The organism is Bacillus sp. FSL W8-0629 (genome assembly GCF_038593225.1).
Classification (GTDB): Bacteria; Bacillota; Bacilli; order Bacillales; family Bacillaceae; genus Bacillus; species Bacillus altitudinis.
Genome location: NZ_CP151975.1, coordinates 1331708 through 1351013, shown reverse-complemented (window position 1 = coordinate 1351013; position 19306 = coordinate 1331708). Strand labels below are relative to the sequence as shown.

Here is a 19306-nt window from a genome sequence, read left to right as displayed (position 1 = left end):
AACAAGCCATAATGACTTGTTTTAAGTAAAATATTCAATTTTTGCAGACGGAAAGTACTGTTCTATATATGATTCTAATGTCTGTCTAAGTTCTTGTTCTTCATCTTTTTGATAGATATATTTTCCAATTCCGTATCTACCCCACTTATATCTTCTCTTTTCTTCATCTAGTTCTAGTTTTGTTTTTGGATAGTTTTTTTGGATGACACGCTTCGCCGGTTTTGTAAAACGGTGCTGAATCATTTCAAAGGTGATATCTTGTCTCACTTCTTCAGGAAGAGCTGCATCGAGTTTTTCAAATAGGACTTTATAGCCCTCTTGCCACCCTTCATGAATGTAAATAGGGGCAATAATAAAGCCCAGTGGATAGCCTGCTTTCGCTACCTTTACAGCCGCTTCAATCCGCTGATCGAGTGGTGATGTGCCAGGTTCGAAATATTTAATGACATAATCGGCATTGATACTAAAGCGGAATCTTGTTCGTCCATTGTGTTTTGCATCTAACAAATGGTCTACATGATGAAATTTCGTAACAAAGCGTAGTTTGCCAAGATCGGTTTGACCAAAGTATTCAATCGCTCGTTTGAGTGTGTGAGTCAAATGGTCAATTCCGACGATATCAGATGTACACGAGGCTTCAAATCGCGTGATATCAGGCGCACGCTCGTTCATGTACTGTTCAGCCTGATCTAAGATCTCTTCTACATTGACATATGTGCGAATGTACGGCTTACTCCCCATAGTCGTTTGCAGGTAGCAATAATGGCAATGCCCCATGCATCCTGTCGCAAACGGAATGGCATACTCTGCAGATGGTTTAGATGTATCAAATTTTAAGGTTTTTCTCACGCCGATAACGAGCGTCGACTTTGCATTACGGTACTTTTGCAAATCATTTTTCCCCGGAATATTTCTCACTTGGTTGTGTGAGGTTGTTTCTCTAATTTCAATTCCCATGCCTTCAAACTTTTCTTTCAGCTCTTGTCCTAATGGGTACTCTAGCGCCCGAGGTTCAATATACACAAGCTGGGGAACGAACGGTTTGATCATAATTAGCACATCCTTACCTTATAGGTTCATATCGTTACTTTAACCTCTCAGGATGGCTTCTATCCTTTCTAAAATCTCCCTTATTCAAACAGATCTTGATAAAGGGCTTCTGCTTCTTCGTATGTTGGAAATACGGCATCATCAGGGGCTAATGGGTGATATGTTTCAAGTAGAAATAGCGCAAGCTCTTGCTCATTGTAAGGATGTGAAACGATTTCCGCTTCTTTAATTTGTGCGACATTGGCTGCATGTGGATTTCGATAAATCACATATACTTGATCACCTGGCTTATAGTTAGAGAAAGACAAACTGGTCACCTCCATTTTTTATTTTAGGATGCCCTTCTCTTCATGCGATATGACTGATTATGATAAAATTCGACAAAAAAACCAGACAGTTTGACCTGTCTGGTTTACATCACCTAGTTATGTTGAAACGTTTTTTTCACGAAATCAACCACTTCTTCAGTTGTACTAAGTGATAAGATATGCTCTTTAAATGATGCAGCTTCTTCCTTAGAAAGCTTGCTTAACTGCGTTCTTGCTGGAAGAATCGATGTTGCGCTCATTGAAAATTCATCTAATCCTAATCCAAGTAGGAGCGGGATTGCGATTTCATCTCCTGCCATCTCACCGCACATGCCAACCCATTTACCTTCTTTATGCGCTGCTTCAATCACAAGCGTTATGAGGCGTAAAATAGCTGGATTGTATGGCTGGTAAAGATAAGACACTCGTTCGTTCATTCGATCAGCAGCCATTGTGTATTGAATCAAATCATTTGTTCCAATACTGAAGAAATCTACTTCTTTTGCAAATTGATCTGCGATAACAGCTGTTGATGGAATTTCTACCATCATTCCGATTTCAATGGAATCAGATACTTCTGTACCAGCAGCAACCAATGCTTCTTTTTCTTCAAGTAAAATAGCTTTTGCTTCTCTAAATTCTGATAACGTCGCGATCATAGGGAACATGATTTTCAAGTTTCCATATGTACTTGCACGAAGTAACGCGCGTAGCTGTGTTCTGAAAATCTCCTGCTCTTCAAGGCAAAGGCGGATCGCTCTATAGCCAAGGAACGGGTTCATTTCTTTTGGAAGCTGCAAGTAAGGAAGTTCTTTATCGCCACCAATATCTAGTGTGCGGACAACCACTGCTTTGCCTTCCATCTTCTCTAAAACGGTTTTATACGCATCGAACTGCTCTTCTTCTGTTGGGAGCTGATCTCTGCCCATGTATAAAAATTCTGTACGGTACAATCCAACTGCTTCGCCGCCATTTTCAAGTACACCTTTCACATCTTCAGGTGTTCCGATATTTGCAGCTAGCTCTACGTGAACGCCGTCTTTTGTGACCGTTGGCTGGTCAACAAGTTTCGCCCATTCCGCTTTTTGAGCTAAGTAGTCTTCATGCTTTTTTTGATACGCTTTCACTTCATCTTCAGAAGGCTGAATGATGACGTCTCCGCTAATACCATCAACAATGATCAGATCATTGTTTTTCACCGTTTTTGTTGCTTCTTTTGTTCCAACAACGGCTGGAATCTCCATTGATCTTGCCATAATTGCTGAGTGAGAAGTACGACCACCGATATCTGTCGCAAAACCTTTGACGAATTGTCTGTTCAGCTGAGCTGTATCAGAAGGTGTTAAATCTTCAGCAATGATAATGACTTCTTCAGAAATCATACTTGGGTTTGGAATGTCAACGCCTAGCAAATGACCAGTGACACGTTTTGTAACGTCGCGAATATCCGCTGCACGTTCTTTCATGTATTCATTGTCCATTGCTTCAAACATTGTAACAAACATTGTTGCTGTTTCTTTTAAAGCAAATTCAGCATTTACTTTATCCGATGTGATTTTATCCTTCACTGGGTTGAGCAGCTCTGGATCACTTAACACAAGAAGGTGTGCAGAAAAAATATCCGCTTTATCTTGGCCAAGTTCTTTTAGCGCATGCTCTTTAATTGCTTCAAGTTCTTGCTTTGAAACATGAATTGCTTCTTCAAAGCGTTTCACTTCTGTCTCTGGATCATTGATGTCTTTTTGGTGAACTGTTAAATCTGGTTCTTCCAGACGATATGCTTTTGCAATCGCAACGCCTGCTGAAGCACCGATTCCTTTCAGTTGTTGCATTACTCGCCTAGGCCTTCACTTTTCATTGTGTCTTTTAGCGCAGCAAGTGCATCATTTTCATCAGAACCAGAAGCAGAGATTGTGATTGTAGCACCTTTCGCAATTCCTAGAGACATTACACCCATAATAGATTTCAGGTTCACTGTTTTACCATTATATTCTAAGTTGATATCAGCATCATATTTACTAGCAGTTTGTACAAGAACTGTTGCAGGACGTGCGTGAATTCCAGAATCTGCAGTTACTTTGAATGTTTGTTGAGCCATTTTTATCAATCTCCTTTTTATACATTTCATACATCCACAATATTATATCATACTGCCGAGCTTGTCATCTAACAAGAACGGCAGTTATGAAAATTATTTTGAAATTTTCATGATGTTTTCTTGGCCAGCTTTGATTTCACCGGATTCTTGAAGGTCAATAAATTGTCCTTCACTTAAGTTTGTAAATACAATTGGTGTCATTAAAGATGGTACTTCTGACTTAATTTTATCAATATCAACCTCTAAAAGTTTTTGACCGATTTCTACTTGGTCTCCCTCTTGTACAAATGCTTCAAATCCTTCTCCTTTGAGGCTGACTGTATCAATCCCGAAGTGAATCAAGATTTCAAGTCCACCATCAGACTGGAGGCCGATGGCGTGTTTTGTTGGGAACACATTTAAGATTTTTCCTCTTACTGGTGAAACCACTGTTCCCTCTTTTGGCAAGATAGCAAAACCGTCACCCATCATTTTCCCTGAGAATACTTGATCTGGCACATCTGTAATTGGATGCAGCTCCCCTGTAATTGGTGAAGCAAACGTTTCTTCCCCTTGTTCGTTTTGAAGCGGTTTTGCAATGACTTCTTCAACCTGCTGACTGACTTCTTCTTTTGCAGAAGGGTCTTTCGCTGGTCGAGGTGTGCGCCCTGCAATAATGTCTTGCATTTGTGTTTTTAAATTATCAGAGCGTGGTCCAAAGATGGCCTGGATGTTATTCCCTACTTCAAGGACACCTGAAGCGCCAAGCTTTTTCAAGCGGTCTTTATCCACTTTTTTCTGATCATTTACAGTGACACGTAAACGCGTAATACAAGCATCTAGGTGTTTAATGTTTTCTTGGTCACCCATTGCTTCAAGAATTTCATAAGGTAAGTCATCGCCTTTTCCAGATTGAGCGCTGCTTGCACCGTCAGCTGCTTCATCTTCTCGTCCTGGCGTTTTCAGATTAAACTTGCGAATCGCAAATCTGAATCCGAAGTAGTAAATGACAGCCAGTACGAGACCGACTGGAATAACAAGCCACCAAGCGGTTCTATTTGGCAGGATACCAAATAGGAAGAAGTCGATTAACCCTCCTGAGAAGGTCATCCCGATTTTCACGTTTAGAATATCCATTATCATAAAGGATAATCCAGCGAATACACAGTGAATCGCAAATAATATCGGTGCAACAAACAAGAATGAGAATTCAAGCGGTTCAGTGATCCCTGTTAGGAAAGAAGTAAGGGCCGCTGACCCCATAATTCCTGCTACAAGTTTTTTATTCTTAGGTTTTGCTTCATGGTAAATCGCAAGTGCTGCTGCTGGAAGTCCAAACATCATGAACGGATATTTCCCTGTCATGAATGTCCCAGCTGTCAGCTGAACACCATCTTTGATTTGCGCCATGAAAATACGCTGGTCACCACGGATAATATCTCCTGATAAGCTCTTATAGCTAAAAAATTCATACCAGAATGGTGCGTAGAATATGTGGTGCAGACCAAACGGAATTAATGAGCGTTCAATGACACCGAATACAAAGGCAGCTAGCGGCTCATTCGCTGCAAGCAGTCCAGTTGAAAATGAGTTCAATGCACCTTGGATTGGCGGCCAAATGACGAGCATCAAAAGCCCTAAAATAAGTGCTGAAATCGACGTAACGATTGGAACAAAACGCTTACCAGCAAAGAAGCCAAGATATTGCGGGAGCTCAATTTTGTAAAATTTATTAAACATATAAGCGGCTAATACCCCGACAATAATCCCGCCAAACACGCCGGTAGACAAGGTCGGTATGCCGAGCATATTCACATACGCTGGATGACTTTCCTTAAAGAACTTAGCCAATTTGATTGAATCGGATGGAATGGAACCGTTGGCCATTAATACGGCACTCATCGTTACGTTCATGACAAGGTAACCGATGATCGCGGCAATCCCTGCCACACCGTCTCCATTGGCAAGACCGATGGCAACCCCTACAGCAAATAGGAGTGGAAGATTCGAGAAGACAATATTCCCCGCATTCTCCATAACACTAGCAACAAGCTGAATTGTATCATTGCTTAAAAATTGAGCGACATCAATCAGCTCTGGATTTTGCATCGCATTTCCGAGTGCTAGTAAAATACCAGCAGCAGGAAGGATCGCAACTGGAAGCATAAGTGCTCGTCCAATTTTTTGCAACACACCAAAAAGTGATTTAAACACTGGTTGAACCTCCTTTTGTTTTCGCTTACAACATGCATTTCAATTACACACTGACGTACATTTCATAATTAACCGTTTACATTTCACTTTCAGAACACAAAAAAGACATGGTGATATAAGGTTGCGCAAATAACAGGATCTTATCCTGTATTTACCTTAAGTCACTCATGCCTGATCGAATCAGTTACACGTTTCAAGGAAACTATGAAATTTTATTCGTCAATCTGTACAGGTGAAGTGTCAAATAGACAGCTTCGGCATCTTGTACAGGCTTTTTCAATGCATGTTGCAAAATTTTGATCATTTTCCAAGCAGTATTGTAGCATAAAGGATATTCATTTTTCAATAGATGAAGCAACTTTTCTGGCTCCTCTAATGATTCTTCCCGTTTAATACGCTCAATCGAAAACGTAATATGGCGCAGTAAGCGTAAATAATGAATACTTTCTCTATCTACTTTCATATGAAATGCATCTTCTATGACTTGGACCATTTGTGTCATGAGCTGCGAATGACGGTTGACCTCGGATAAAGGCCGGTTCGTTAAAGCAGAGTGAATGTGGAGCGCAATAAACCCAATCTCTCCTTCGGGCAGCTTTGTTTCAACATCTGGCCGCGCATTTATCAGTTCCACGACTTCCTTTGCGACCTCATATTCTTTCGGGTATAAGGATTTCGTTTCAAGCATAAAAGGATTGGTGATATCATAGCCTTGCTTAACTCGTTTAAAACTAAAGGCAATATGATCTGTCAGTGCAATATGAATATGCTCATTTAAACGATGCCCCATTTTTTCTCGTATATGATAAATGACGTCATTGGCAAGCTCAATCATGTCCTCATTAATGTGGTGCAGCAATTGTTTGTATTCTGTTTGCTCTTTTGTATTCTTTAACACAAACATTTTCTCAAATGCCGCTTGATCGAGAACGTCACCCGATTTTTTCCCAAAGCCGATCCCTTTATCAATCAGGACCACTTCGCCTAAAGAAGGGTGTTTTGCGATGATGACATTATTATTTAACGCTTTATCAACGGTGAAGGATTCCATGAACATCCCCACCTCCTTCTTATTCAATCCTTCTTATCGTACAAAACAGATGAAACGTGCGTCAACGATTGTTTTTCAAAATAGTCGTTGTGCGCTCAACGAGTCGATATGACAGCACCCTTTTTTCTGGTGCCTCACCTTGTAATACTTGGTTGAACAAGTCAAATGCTTCCTGCCCCATTTGTTTGAGAGGAATATCTATACTAGAAATCCCCAATGCTTCACTCAATTGATCGTTTTGAAAGCCAAGTATGGCTGGTGATTCTCCAACGTTTATTTGGTGACGCTGTGCCTCTAGTAAAAAACCTGCTGAGACATCATCGTTTGTAATCAGTAAGGCTGTCGGACGATTTTTCATCTCTTTCCATTCTGTAAATAATTGCTTGCCATCAAAAATGGTCAGTTTTCCTTCAATGACCCATTCTTCATCAATGTCCTGCCCAAGCGACTGCATCATTTCTTGATAAGTCTGAATTCGAACTTGGCTGTTCTCCCCTTCTGTTCTAGCAAGAACGATTGCGATTCGCTCATGACCGCATGCCGCTAAGTGTTCAAGCCCTTCCTTAAAAGCCTGATCATGCGCAATCGATACCGATGAACATGTATCATGCGGAGTAGGATGACAAAAGATAATAGGACCAGATTCCTGCCACTTTAAAATTTCTCGATCAATTAACGCATTTGAGCAAAAGATTAAACCATCCACACGCTGCTCTTTTAAGCTCATTAATGCTTCTTTTTCCTTTAATGGGTCATATCCTGTTTGAAACAAGGCAAAATGCATTCCGCACTCCTGTGCTTTCTCTGCAATCCCTGTGACAATTCCGCTGAAATAGGAGTGATCAATTGTCGGAAGTACAATTCCAAGCATATTGGAATAGCCCTTTGCTAAATGCACTGCCTGAATATTCCGTGTATATTTGAGCTCTTTCATCGCACTAAGTACGCGCTCTCGCTTTTCTTCTTTGACATAAGGATGATCATTCATCACTCGTGATACGGTGGTAACAGATACACCCGCTCTTTTCGCAATATCCCTTATGTTAGGCATTTTTTCTCCTACTTTCTCTTGATATGGTAAGCGTTTCATACTTTAAGATGTATGTGAGCTGAACAAATCACTGGGTGGAAAGGGGAATTCAAGATGGGTATTATCATATGGATCATATTATGTTTGACTATTTTGTTTTCTGCTCGATTCGCACTACATCCTTTAGGAAAAGAACATAAAATCAAGCCGTTTCAATCAATTGATGATTTTTTTGTTGATAAGGATCGCAAAGAGTGACAAAAAAATCACGATGACGCTCCCAATACTTGGACGTTCATCGTGATTTTTTTCATTACTTGATGATCGTCAACTCTTTTGGATAATTGGTTAAGGTGACTGGGCCATCTTTTGTAATGAGAACATCGTCTTCAATTCTAACCCCGCCGACTCCTGGTACATAAATACCCGGCTCGATCGTATAGACCATCCCTTCTTTTAGAAGGTCATCATTTGCTTGACTCATAGAAGGGAACTCATGAACAGAAACCCCGAGTCCATGCCCTAGACGGTGCGGGAAGTAATCGCCATATCCTGCTTCTGCGATCAGCCCTCTTGCTTTTAAGTCAAGGTCACCAATCCTCACACCCGGCTGGCTCATATCAAGTGCTGCCAATTCGGCTTTCAAGACGGTGTTGTAAATATCTTTTTGTTGTTCAGACGCTTCTTGATAGATGAAGGTTCTTGTAATATCTGAACAATAGCCATCCACAATCACGCCGAGGTCAAATAAAACAAAATCACCTTTTTTCAAGGCTGCCTGCCCCGGATTTCCATGAGGTTCTCCTGATTTTTCTCCGAATAGTACCATGGTTGAAAAGGACATGCCCTGAATGCCTTTTTTCTTCAGTTCATATTCGATGACAGCAAGAACTTCGGTTTCCGTCACCCCTTCTTTTAGGGCATGAACCCCAATTTTGACGCCTTCGTCTGCCAATTGAGCAGCTTTTTTCAATGTTTCAATTTCAGCTTCGTCTTTAATTAGTCTTAGCTGATTGAGCACATCTTCTGCCCGGACGAATGTTTCTGCCCCAGTGACAGCTTGAAGCTGCTCTGCTCTTTGCAAAGGAATGGATTCTTTTTCAATCGCTAGGCGAGTCGCTTTTACTCCTCGTTTTTCTAGTGCCTTTTGTATGAAATCAAAGGGGTTTTCATGGTCTTCATATCCAATGAGATCTCCAGCCCATCCCGCATTTTTTGCTTGCTCAACTTCCATCTTAGGCAAAATGAAAAATGGATCTGCTTCCTGAAAAACAAACAGCCCCATCACTCTTTCATGCGGCTCTGTGAAGTATCCAGATAGATAGAATACATTCTCCTTTGTATGTATAAATGCACCTTGAATGTCTTTTTTCTTAAGCCAAGAAGACAAGTTTTTCATTCGATTCATCGTGATCCTCCTCACACGTTTGACTACTGATCTATTGTATCAGTTTTCACTGTATTTCGCACAAAAGCGCACTGACCTAAAGCCAGTGCGCTTTTGTGATTTGCTTAAGAAGCACGAAGCAAACGAAGTCCGTTTAAAATAACCAAAATCGTACTGCCTTCATGCCCAATGACACCAAAAGGTAAATCAAGAACTTGTAAGAAATTCGCACAGATTAACAAACAAATAACTGTTAATGAAAAGATGATGTTTTGTTTAATGATTCGGTTCATCTTTCTTGAAAGACGGATCATCTTTGTTAGATTGTTTAAGTTATTTTTCATTAAAATGAGATCTGCTGTTTCTAAAGCAACATCTGTGCCTCCGCCCATTGCGACGCCAACATCCGCTGTGGCGAGTGCAGGTGCATCATTGATTCCATCTCCGACCATAATGATCGAATTACCTTGTTTTTTCAGTTGATTGACTTCGTGTACCTTTTCATCTGGAAGACATTCAGCGACAACGGTTTGGATGCCTGCTTCCTCTGCAATCGCTTCAGCTGTTTTTTGTTGATCCCCTGTGAGCATGACGGTTTGGATGCCTAAATCATTCAGCTCCTGAATCATTTTTTTGGCTTCAGGTCTGATTTGATCCTTCAAACCGAGACAGCCGACGACTTCTTGATTTTTTTGAACATAGACAACTGTATATCCTTTGGATGAAAGAACATCACCATTCTCTTCAATATCACGATCCATTGAAGCTTTTCCGGCAAAATCTTTCTTCCCAATCCGCCATGTGTCCTCATTTAATTGTGCTTCCACACCAAAACCTGATGTTTCTTCAATGGTTACGTGGGCTGCCCGCTCTGTATGATGCTCTTTTGCCATATCAGAAATGGCTTTAGCTAATGGATGGTTTGACTGACTTTCAATTTGATAGAGTGCATGATAAAAGGTCGATTCATCTTGCCCTTTTGCCAAGACCACTTTTTCAACAGCTGGTTTTCCACTTGTAATCGTACCTGTTTTATCAAATGCAATCATCGTACTTGTGCCCAGTTTTTCTAAAAAGACACTTCCTTTTACAAGCATACCGTTTCTTGCACCGTTTGAGATGAGTGAAAGAGCTGCTGGCATAATTGAGGCAACAAGTGCACAAGGCGAGGCAACTACCATAAACACCATCGCACGGTAGAACGTTTCACTCATGCTCCAGCCAAGTACAAAATGAGGCAGGAACATTAAAATCGCTACAGTGATGAGCACACCTTTTACATATGCACCTTCAAATTTTTCAATAAATGCTTGGCTTGGCGATACACTTTCTTGTGCAGATTCCACAAGCTTAATGATTTTATGAAAAAGTGTTTCTTCATTATGTTTTGTTACTTCTACTGTTAATGAACCATTTAAATTCACTGTTCCTGCAAACACATCTTCTCCTTGCCCTTTTTCCTGAGGCACCGATTCACCCGTTAAGGCAGATTCGTCTACACTTGTTCTTCCGCTCATGATCACACCATCTGCTGCAATTCGTTCTCCCGCTTTGATTAAAATACGGTCGCCTGGCGTAAGTGAAGAAGCAGCGATTTGGATGGTGGTGCCATCTTCTTCAATTAAAGTGGCTTCATCTGGAGCGATACTCATTAAGGCCGTTAAGTCTTTTTTACTTTTATTTGACGTATACGTTTCTAGCGCACCGCTGAGCGAAAAAATAAAAATTAAAATGGCGCCCTCTGCCCAGTAGCCAATGATCGCTGAGCCTATCGCAGCAAATATCATTAAAAGTTCTACATTTAATGTCTTGGATGAAATGGTTTCTTCAATTCCTTCCTTTGCCTTTGCAAAACCACCAATAACAAAAGCAAGAATGAAAAGAGGAATACTCCACATCGTTTCATCCTTTAGAAACCATCCAATCAAGATGAGAATCCCCGAAATGCCTGCTGCGATTAATTCTCCGTGCTGTGCCCATTTTTGAAAGAGCGAGTTGGATCCCTTTTGATCTGTCGTTTGATAAAGTGCTGTATTCTCATTCATGATTACTTTCTCCTCTCTAATTGATAATGATTTTCACATTATCAATCGTTGCCCGTTCCGTTTATCATCTATATTTTCTGCTATTTCAAGCTTTTTATAGGTCTGTAACTCATTATAACAGGTTCTGATCAATTTTCAATTAATAATTATTATAATTTCTTTTTGATAATAATTATCATTATTAGTGTCCGACATTTCTTCCTCTTTCTGAGCACATTTTATTCATCTGAAAGGTAATTGAACACAAAAAAGAACCAACGGATCGCCCATTGGTTCTTTACAGAAAGCTTGTGTTCTACGAATTTGTCCACTCTTTGATTTGTTTTTTCGTCAGCGGACCTACATGGTTTTTGACCACTTCACCCTTTTCATTGATGAAAAAAGTCGTCGGGATCGTAATGATTTGGTATTTCTTCATCATTTCGCCGTGCTCATCGAGAACGATCGGAAATGTGAACTTTCTGTCTTTCACAAATTGGGCAACTGCATGCTTGCTTTGCTCAGCACCAAGTAAATTCACAGTCAGTATGTCTACATCACTTTGATTTTCTTTTACGATCTGTTCAAAGGCTGGCAGCTCCATTTTGCAGGACGGGCACCACGTTGTCCAAAAATGCAGAATGGTCCGCTTCCCTTTCACCGGGATCACCTGCGTTTCACCTGTTAATGTAGGAGCTTCTATCCTCGGCGCCATTACAGGCTCTTTTGCTTCAGCCTCTATGTTCATCAGAAATAAAAGAAGGGTCATCATGAGAAGACTGGCGGGTAGATATTTACGATTCATCAGCATCTTCCTTCCTGATTTTCCTATAGCTTGCCCGCTAGCTGCACATGACATTCAAGCTTTTTTCAATGTAAGAAACATGGAGACGCCGAGTTCCTTGCAAATCGTCGCATAATGCAAAGCCGTTAAAAGCAGCATCCCCGTGTTCATTCCTAAGATAACGCCCATCATATTTAAGGATTCGATGGATCCTAGAAAATACACCATAGAGAACGACACCACGTGCACCCATATATTATGTAGGAACACATCTTTAATGAGACCCATACCAATTAAACACGCTTGAAACGGCATGACGAACAAGTGGCATAAGAAGTAAGGCCATAGCAGCTGCAAGTAGACGGCTGCTTGAGGTGAGTCAAAAAAGAGCTGCGTGAGCGGATAAGCGAAATAATACATGATCATCACGGCTGGCACCCCATAGCCAAACGTAATGAGAATCGCTTGTCTGACACGTTTTTTCACGAGATCATACTGCCCCAAGGCATAGGCTTCTGATACATTCGGAATCATCACAATCATAATGGAATGAGCGATAAACGCCGGAAAAAAACCAATCGACATCGCTACGCCAGCAAGCATTCCGTAATGATCAACAGCAAGCGTACCAGAAATGCCCGCTGCAACGAGGGCTCCTTTGATTAAAAACGGTTCAATCGCATTGGCAATGGCATGAAAGATACGCATACCTGTTGTCGGGATGGAGACTGCTAACAAACGTTTTCTGACGTCAATCCCTCTTAACTCAACCGATCTGACATTCACAGCATTTTTTGCCATGACGTATTGGGAATATAAATAGATAAAGACGACGAGATCACTTGCAACAATCACACCAATCGCGATAAGCACCGCTGTTTCAATATCAAACGAATACCAATGAAAAAACAAAAACAAACAGATAAGCTGGATCGTTTTTTTCAGCATATTGGCTAGAGCAATTCTACCCATTTGCTGCTTGCCCATAAAATAGCCGCGTGCAATGGACGTAAATGCGATGATTGGAATGAGTGACAGAACCAAGCCCTTCATCAGCGGATGATACGATTGAAATACAGGAATGAAAGGCAGTACAATGGCTGCTATTGCCGTTGTGGTGCATGTCACCACAAGCGTCATTTTAAATGCATGGCGAAGCATACTTTTATGAAGCCGCTCATGCGATTCTGCAATGAATTTAGAAATGGAGACTGGCAGCTCTAAGCTGGCGATCACAAGCACAAGCATGATGATGGGAAGGATGCTCATATATAAACCCATTCCATGTTCTCCAAGCTCTCTCGCTAAAATCATATTGACTAAAAACTCGATACACTCAGCAATGAAAGCTGCGACAGATAGCAGAATGACCCCTTTTACAAATCGATTCATGTAGCCTCCCCTTGTCTAAAAGCAAATTCTTTTCACATTCTATGAGACAAGTCCTGAAAATATTTTAATAATTGAAGACAAAAAAAACAGCGACTGATTGATCGCTGCTTTTCTTTACACTGCAAACACGTGACGGCCAATGCGTTCTACAATTTTACGAGAACGAATCCAGTTATCTGTCGCCGTTTTTGGATTATAAAAATAAATCGCCTTTGTTGTTCTGTCATCTTCTTTGACAACCTGCTTCACAGCTTTTACGGAATCCTGGTCTGCCTTATCATTGATACTTCCATTTGACACGGGCTGGAAGGCATTTCGCTGATAAATCACGCCTCTGACACTGTCAGGAAAAGAGCGGTGTTCCACGCGGTTTAAGACGACGCTTGCTACAGCTTTTTTCCCTGCGTAAGATTCACCTTTTGCTTCGGCATGTACCAACCGAGAAAGCAAGTCCATTTCTTCATTAGAATAGTGTGATTGATTTCTTGAGCTTGCTGGCTTTGACGTTTCCTTTTTCTTCGGCTTCGGTTTTGATGCCTTTTCCTCTGTTGATGTGCTTAGCATTTTCACTTTCGGCTGATGTTTCTCCTCTGAAAACGCTGGAATCACGGTATGCTTATTATCTTGATCTATATATGAAAGCTGATGCTTTTCAGGTGCTTGTTCAAGTTTCTGACTTAATGTGCCCTCTTGCTCTTGTATATTGTCCATCTTGATCGCTGAGATGAGCATAAGGATGGCAAAAAGAGCTGTATGAATTTTGATCATTCGCCTCATTCCTCCCTTAATTAATGTAGGCCGTAAGATACTTGTCCACTCTAACAAGAGCTTCTTCTATTTTCACGCACAAAGATTTTCATGCCTGTCCAAATTCCGTCATTAAATGGCATGTCCTAGTTGAAATACGCATGAACTGGTAATGTAAGCGTTTAATATAGTCTCTTTTTAGCCTATAATCATCCTTATGCTCCTGATTATGGGTTATTACATTTTCTTTTCATATGTATCAAGCTGGTTTGAAGTGTGACAAAAGAACCAAAATAAAAAGCTTTTTCTCATGAATGAGAAAAAGCTTTAGCTTCTTGCTTCTTTAAGATATTCAAAAATAACATCTCCACCATGCTTGGCGATTCCGCGAAAATGTTTAAAATCATCTTGATTGACCAATACAGAACGAAATGTTAAGAAATCATCCTTTTGAATGGTCACTTGTTTTTCAGTACCATTCCGTAATGATTCTAGTATTGTGTTGATGTGTTCTTCAGTCAAAGAAACCGCTCCTTTTCAGCCTTGATCAAATATTAAATATACCATTCGTTTTCAAAGCGTACAACGAAAACGAAAGAAAAACGTCTTTATCCTTTACATTGGTATGAAAATATTGCAAAATACTTTTTAATAGGGAATGAAATCTGTTTTTAAAGGAGAGGGATCGGTTGAAGATTGCAAAAATTGGGAATGTGATCGAATTTAGAAATGGTTTAACAGGTGTAGTTGAAAAAGTGAATGAAAACTCTGTTATTGTGGATGTCACCATTATGGACAACTATAGAGATTTAGAACTGGATTCACTAACAGTCGTTAATCATAAAAACTATAAAATCATCAAAGACTCCGTACATTAATTTGCAATCCTCAATTCAGACTACCGTTACATAAAGATATACACAGCAAAGCTGACTCGTGTCACAGCTCTGTTCTCTTTTGACAATCACATATGAAAAAGGCTGACAACCATATAAAGTGGCGTCAGTCTTTTTGCGCGTGAAAGGTTTGCATTTCCGCTTTTGATTTGTACATGTCAACTTCTTCAGGTGTTATCACGCCTTTATCAATTAAAAGGGCGATCACTCCAAGTAATGTGGAGGCACTCCATTTATATCGTTCTTTGTTTTGATGTTCAAGCATCTGAAGCTCTTCCCTTAATTCCATTAGCAGCTTCTCTGTTTTGTCTTCTTTGTTTGCCAACACAAACGCCTCCATTTTCATTCGCTCGTTTCAATTTTATCTTAAAGTAAATATATGAAGAATAAAAGCATGATACACCTTTACAAACATACGTTCTGTCGTGTATACTATACATACGAGCTGGTAGCCCCCAGCCGTCCTAGCAAGTTCTATTCCTATTGGTATGAGGAGAGTGACATGACTCTTCTCTTTTTTTATGTGCCATCATAATCTATTCCATAAAAAAAGACATGTCATCCACATGTCTTTTCTTATTTATTAGCGATTATCAATCGTTTCTGGATACATATCGTGATTCATCATACGATACGATGCCATCTCTTCATACTTTGTCCCAGGTTTTCCGTAGTTCGTATACGGATCAATTGAAATACCGCCTCTTGGTGTAAATTTGCCCCATACTTCGATATATCTTGGGTCCATTAATTCAATGAGGTCGTTCATGATAATATTCATACAATCCTCATGGAAGTCACCGTGGTTACGGAAGCTGAACAAATATAATTTTAATGATTTACTTTCGACCATGATTTCATTTGGGATGTAGCTGATATACACGGTCGCAAAATCTGGCTGCCCTGTTTGCGGGCAAAGTGATGTGAATTCTGGGCAGTTGAATTTCACAAAATAATCTCTATTCGTATGTTTATTCGGGAACGTTTCAAGCACTTGTGGTGCATAGTCAAACAAGTAATTGGTCCCCTGGTTTCCTAGTAAAGTGACACCTTCTAATTCTTCTGGTTTTCTTGTCGTCATTTTGTTTCTTCCTTTCTATACGCCTCGTTTATTTCCCCACAATAGCGTGTGCAGTTGTGGTAAGACTCTCACACGATTCAAATCAGGGTCTTGCGCTACTTGATCTACAAGCATTTCGTATTTCTTTAATAAGTGCGTCAATAGGTACGCATCATCAGCTGTTGTTGTATCATCATTTCCCACCTGCAAATAAAAGGGGAGTTCTGGATATTTCGCATGAACATCCTTTGCATAGGCTAGATCAAGATCATCAAAGATCACGACCTTCAGACTTGCATGTTGCAATCTGTTTCCCTTTTTCAATTCATCTATGATACGCGTAAGTTTCGTAAAATCTGTTTTCATATTTGAACTTGGTGGTTTTGGAGAAATGGTTAAATCATCTATCTTCAAAAACCAATCTTGATACATCGTTCCCTGCGTTTCAAGCGCCGTATCAATTCCTTCTTCATGCAATAAATCAATAAGTGATTCCATTTGTTTTAAAAGCGCAGGATTCCCACCTGAAATGGTGACATGAGAAAATGCTTTTCCACCTATTTTCTTCAGCTCTTTTACAATGTCCTCTGCCTGAAGCCACTGAATATCATGCTTCGCTGATCCATCCCATGTAAAAGATGAATCACACCAGCTGCAAGAGTAGTCACAGCCAGCCGTTCTGACAAACATGGTTTTTTGGCCAATGACCATTCCTTCTCCTTGAATGGTCGGACCAAAGATTTCTAAGACAGGAATCGCTTTAGTCATTGAGCTCAACTCGTTTCGGACGGTAAATGCAGTAGCTTGTTGGTGTCTCTCTGACAAAAACTTGAACACATACTGGTTTGTTCGCTAAAGTCGTTAAATATGCGGCCACTTTATCATACACAGTCTTTGCGACAACCTCAGTGGTTGGCATCGCGTATGGATCATTCGATGAGAATTCTTCATGGTCATTGAGCAGTGTATGGTCGTACTGTCCATGAATGAGTTTTTTTAGCGTGCTAAAATTCACAAGGAAACCTGAATCATCTAGATGATCTCCTGCAATCGTAATGTTAATCGTATACGTGTGACCATGTACACGGCTACAAGCGCCAGCATCTTCTCTCGGGATAAAATGGGCAGCTGATACATGCATATCTTTATTTAATTCAAACGAAAATGGATGATTCGTCTGTGGATAGATTTGAGAAAGCATTTAGTTCGCCTCCTTCATGTCCATATAAGTGTCATAGCCATTTTTTCGAAGCTTACATGCAGGACATTCCCCGCAGCCATCAGAAATGATGCCATTATAGCAAGTGAGTGTTTCATTTTTCACAAAATCTAGCGCATTCAGTTCATCAGCCAGCTTCCACGTTTCAGCTTTATTCAGCCACATGAGCGGCGTATGGATGACAAATGGTTTTTCCATTGCCAAATTCACGGTGACGTTACAAGATTTCACAAACTCATCTCGACAATCTGGGTAGCCGCTAAAGTCTGTCTCGCACACACCCGTGATAATATGACGTGCTCCAATTTGATACGCAAGAATGGATGCAAAGGATAAGAAAACTAAGTTTCTCCCCGGAACAAATGTGGAAGGCAGTTCTCCTTCTTTTTCTTCAATATCAATGTCATCTCTTGTTAAGGCATTGGGTGCAAGCTGATTTAAAAGAGACATATCTAATAGATGATTTTTCACACCTAGCTTGTCAGCAATTCTTTTGGCAACATCAATTTCTTCTTGATGACGCTGATTATAATGAAAGGTTACCGTTTCAACCTCTTTAAATTGTTGAAGTGCCCATAGTAAACATGTCGTACTGTCCTGTCCCCCGCTAAAGACAACGACCGCTTTTTCATTTTTCATTTTTCCTTTTCCTCCTTTTGCAGACCCGTACCTCCGCACAAAGCTGCATCTGAAAGGTTCATGAAAACCCCTATTTTTCTCAAAAGAAAAGACACCTTTACATGTGTATGAGGTGTCCCAGCCATAAAAAATAAAAAATGCCACATCCAAGGATACGGCAAGTCCTTAGTTTTTTATAGAGGGTTTTGCTAGAACCTCTCCCGTTTTCACGGATTTTTGTTCAATTTTCACAGAGGATAGTGTACCACATAATTGGTGTACAAGCTATCCCTTCTTTACTTATCACGTGATGCAGGCACTTTTTTCAGACAAAGAAAGAGGATAAAAAAGATACTGACATAGCCAAAAACAGGGTAAACCGTTGAAATGAGTGTGCCGTATCCAATTTTACTGATGACATAACAGCAAAGCAGAATAAAGGATATCGTATACATACTGTTCAATCGGATATACGCCCTCACCTGTCTTTCGAGACCGTATAAATTTCCTATAACGGATGTAAAGACTTCACCAAAGATCACGAATAAATAGATGAGATGAATGGAGTTTGCGACTTGATACACCACTTGGGCCATCGGAATATCATACGCCTCCAGCATTTCTAATGAAGAAAGGGATAAAAAGCAGGCGAGCAGAATGAGTGTCAGCATCAGACCTCCAAGCACCGCTCCCCTTTTTATAACGGCTTCGGATGTCATTTCGTTTGCAACCGGCACTAATACGGCTTGAGACAGCGCTAAATTAAATGCACCATATGAAATCGCAGACAACATCCATTCGCCCTCTCCCATTTGCAGCCCCAGAACGTGGCTTTCACCGCTACTAAACACAAATGAGTCTAGAAACACAATCAGCGAAAAGAAAATCAGCATTGGAACGACAAGTACATTGACACCAAATAACCCTTTTGAACCTTTAAAAAGGACAATGACACTTAAAATAATCGTTAAAAAAATACCATATTCTTTTGAGATGCCAAGTTGTTCTTCAAAAATAGCGCCTGCTCCAGAAATCATCACTGACGTCACACCTAGTAATATAAAAAACATGACGATGTTAATATATCGACTCGCAGCAGCTCCAAATAAAAACCGATTCATATCTTGATAAGACTCCGCTTCAATTCGTTTGGAAATAAGCATCATTTTTGCGCCAAGGCCGGTAAAAATAACACCGCTAATCAAAATCCCGATCAATCCAATCCAGCCAAAACGAACAAAAAATTCTACGATTTCTTTTCCTGTCGCAAACCCAGCTCCAACCACTGTTCCTACATATACAAAGGCAAGCTGAAAAGCGGATTCATTTGAACGTTTCATATGACCCCTCCGCACCCATCACTTTCGATTGTCTCTTTTTTATCCTATGAGACAAGTTCCTTGAAAAGAAGGACAAACCATGATTAAATGCAAAAAAGGATTTTTCATT

20 protein-coding genes and 1 riboswitch are annotated in these 19306 nt (G+C 40.3%); of the genes, 1 reads left to right on the top strand and 19 read right to left on the bottom strand.

The annotated features are described in order from the left end of the window. Positions 1-21: 21 nt before the first annotated feature. The 13 genes from splB to NSQ17_RS06835 form a co-directional block, all read right to left on the bottom strand. The gene (splB, locus tag NSQ17_RS06895; RefSeq protein ID WP_007498710.1) at positions 22-1050 is read right to left on the bottom strand and encodes a spore photoproduct lyase; all 1029 of its coding nucleotides are present in this window, start codon (positions 1048-1050) and stop codon (positions 22-24) included. A gap of 80 nt (positions 1051-1130) precedes the next feature. After that, entirely contained in the window at positions 1131-1373 is a 243-nt protein-coding gene (locus NSQ17_RS06890) for a transcriptional regulator SplA domain-containing protein (protein ID WP_034646394.1), read from the bottom strand. 98 nt (positions 1374-1471) lie between these two features. Beyond that, positions 1472-3190, bottom strand: a complete 1719-nt coding sequence (gene ptsP / locus NSQ17_RS06885) for a phosphoenolpyruvate--protein phosphotransferase (RefSeq protein WP_008348058.1) — start codon at positions 3188-3190, stop codon at positions 1472-1474. Beyond that, positions 3190-3456 carry a phosphocarrier protein HPr gene (locus NSQ17_RS06880; protein WP_003211078.1) on the bottom strand — a complete coding sequence of 89 codons (267 nt, stop codon included), beginning with the start codon at positions 3454-3456 and terminating at the stop codon, positions 3190-3192. Before NSQ17_RS06880 ends, ptsP begins: the two co-directional genes overlap by 1 nt. Positions 3457-3549: 93 nt before the next feature. Then, a complete protein-coding gene (gene ptsG / locus NSQ17_RS06875; protein WP_342467975.1) occupies positions 3550-5649 on the bottom strand; it encodes a glucose-specific PTS transporter subunit IIBC in 2100 nt (699 codons plus the stop codon). Between the two features lie 202 nt (positions 5650-5851). After that, complete coding sequence (locus tag NSQ17_RS06870) at positions 5852-6706, bottom strand: transcription antiterminator (RefSeq protein ID WP_017359435.1); 855 nt, start codon at positions 6704-6706, stop codon at positions 5852-5854. Positions 6707-6761: 55 nt separating this feature from the next. Then, entirely contained in the window at positions 6762-7751 is a 990-nt protein-coding gene (locus tag NSQ17_RS06865; protein ID WP_342467974.1) for a LacI family DNA-binding transcriptional regulator, read from the bottom strand. A 292-nt stretch (positions 7752-8043) separates the two neighbouring features. After that, a complete protein-coding gene (locus NSQ17_RS06860) occupies positions 8044-9138 on the bottom strand; it encodes a Xaa-Pro peptidase family protein (RefSeq protein WP_041507389.1) in 1095 nt (364 codons plus the stop codon). A gap of 104 nt (positions 9139-9242) precedes the next feature. Next, positions 9243-11162 carry a heavy metal translocating P-type ATPase gene (locus tag NSQ17_RS06855; protein WP_041507390.1) on the bottom strand — a complete coding sequence of 640 codons (1920 nt, stop codon included), beginning with the start codon at positions 11160-11162 and terminating at the stop codon, positions 9243-9245. Positions 11163-11457: 295 nt separating this feature from the next. Next, the gene (gene stoA, locus NSQ17_RS06850) at positions 11458-11946 is read right to left on the bottom strand and encodes an endospore biogenesis thiol-disulfide oxidoreductase StoA (protein ID WP_008348077.1); all 489 of its coding nucleotides are present in this window, start codon (positions 11944-11946) and stop codon (positions 11458-11460) included. A gap of 54 nt (positions 11947-12000) precedes the next feature. Next, positions 12001-13317, bottom strand: a complete 1317-nt coding sequence (locus NSQ17_RS06845) for a polysaccharide biosynthesis protein (protein ID WP_017359440.1) — start codon at positions 13315-13317, stop codon at positions 12001-12003. A 114-nt stretch (positions 13318-13431) separates the two neighbouring features. Beyond that, entirely contained in the window at positions 13432-14085 is a 654-nt protein-coding gene (locus NSQ17_RS06840; protein WP_342467973.1) for a cell wall hydrolase, read from the bottom strand. A gap of 306 nt (positions 14086-14391) precedes the next feature. Beyond that, complete coding sequence (locus tag NSQ17_RS06835; protein WP_008348081.1) at positions 14392-14586, bottom strand: hypothetical protein; 195 nt, start codon at positions 14584-14586, stop codon at positions 14392-14394. A 167-nt stretch (positions 14587-14753) separates the two neighbouring features. Between NSQ17_RS06835 and NSQ17_RS06830 the strand changes: the two genes are divergently transcribed. Continuing rightward, positions 14754-14942 carry a DUF2187 family protein gene (locus NSQ17_RS06830; RefSeq protein ID WP_003211747.1) on the top strand — a complete coding sequence of 63 codons (189 nt, stop codon included), beginning with the start codon at positions 14754-14756 and terminating at the stop codon, positions 14940-14942. 124 nt (positions 14943-15066) lie between these two features. Here the strand turns inward: NSQ17_RS06830 and NSQ17_RS06825 are convergent, their stop codons facing one another. The 6 genes from NSQ17_RS06825 to NSQ17_RS06800 form a co-directional block, all read right to left on the bottom strand. Then, positions 15067-15285 carry a hypothetical protein gene (locus NSQ17_RS06825; RefSeq protein WP_019743915.1) on the bottom strand — a complete coding sequence of 73 codons (219 nt, stop codon included), beginning with the start codon at positions 15283-15285 and terminating at the stop codon, positions 15067-15069. Positions 15286-15543: 258 nt separating this feature from the next. Continuing rightward, the gene (queF, locus tag NSQ17_RS06820; protein WP_003211403.1) at positions 15544-16041 is read right to left on the bottom strand and encodes a preQ(1) synthase; all 498 of its coding nucleotides are present in this window, start codon (positions 16039-16041) and stop codon (positions 15544-15546) included. 15 nt (positions 16042-16056) lie between these two features. Continuing rightward, on the bottom strand, positions 16057-16788 hold the full coding sequence (gene queE / locus NSQ17_RS06815; protein WP_342467972.1) for a 7-carboxy-7-deazaguanine synthase QueE: 732 nt from the start codon (positions 16786-16788) through the stop codon (positions 16057-16059). Next, positions 16781-17221 (bottom strand): 6-carboxytetrahydropterin synthase QueD, encoded by a 441-nt coding sequence (gene queD, locus NSQ17_RS06810; protein WP_024719651.1) that lies wholly within the window; start codon positions 17219-17221, stop codon positions 16781-16783. The genes queE and queD overlap by 8 nt, the downstream gene beginning before the upstream one ends. Beyond that, positions 17222-17878 (bottom strand): 7-cyano-7-deazaguanine synthase QueC, encoded by a 657-nt coding sequence (gene queC, locus NSQ17_RS06805; protein WP_008348090.1) that lies wholly within the window; start codon positions 17876-17878, stop codon positions 17222-17224. Positions 17879-18037: 159 nt separating this feature from the next. Next, a riboswitch (PreQ1 riboswitch) is annotated at positions 18038-18082 on the bottom strand. Positions 18083-18153: 71 nt separating this feature from the next. Beyond that, positions 18154-19197, bottom strand: coding sequence for a hypothetical protein (locus tag NSQ17_RS06800; RefSeq protein WP_058337417.1), 1044 nt, complete (start codon positions 19195-19197; stop codon positions 18154-18156). Positions 19198-19306 lie beyond the last annotated feature (109 nt).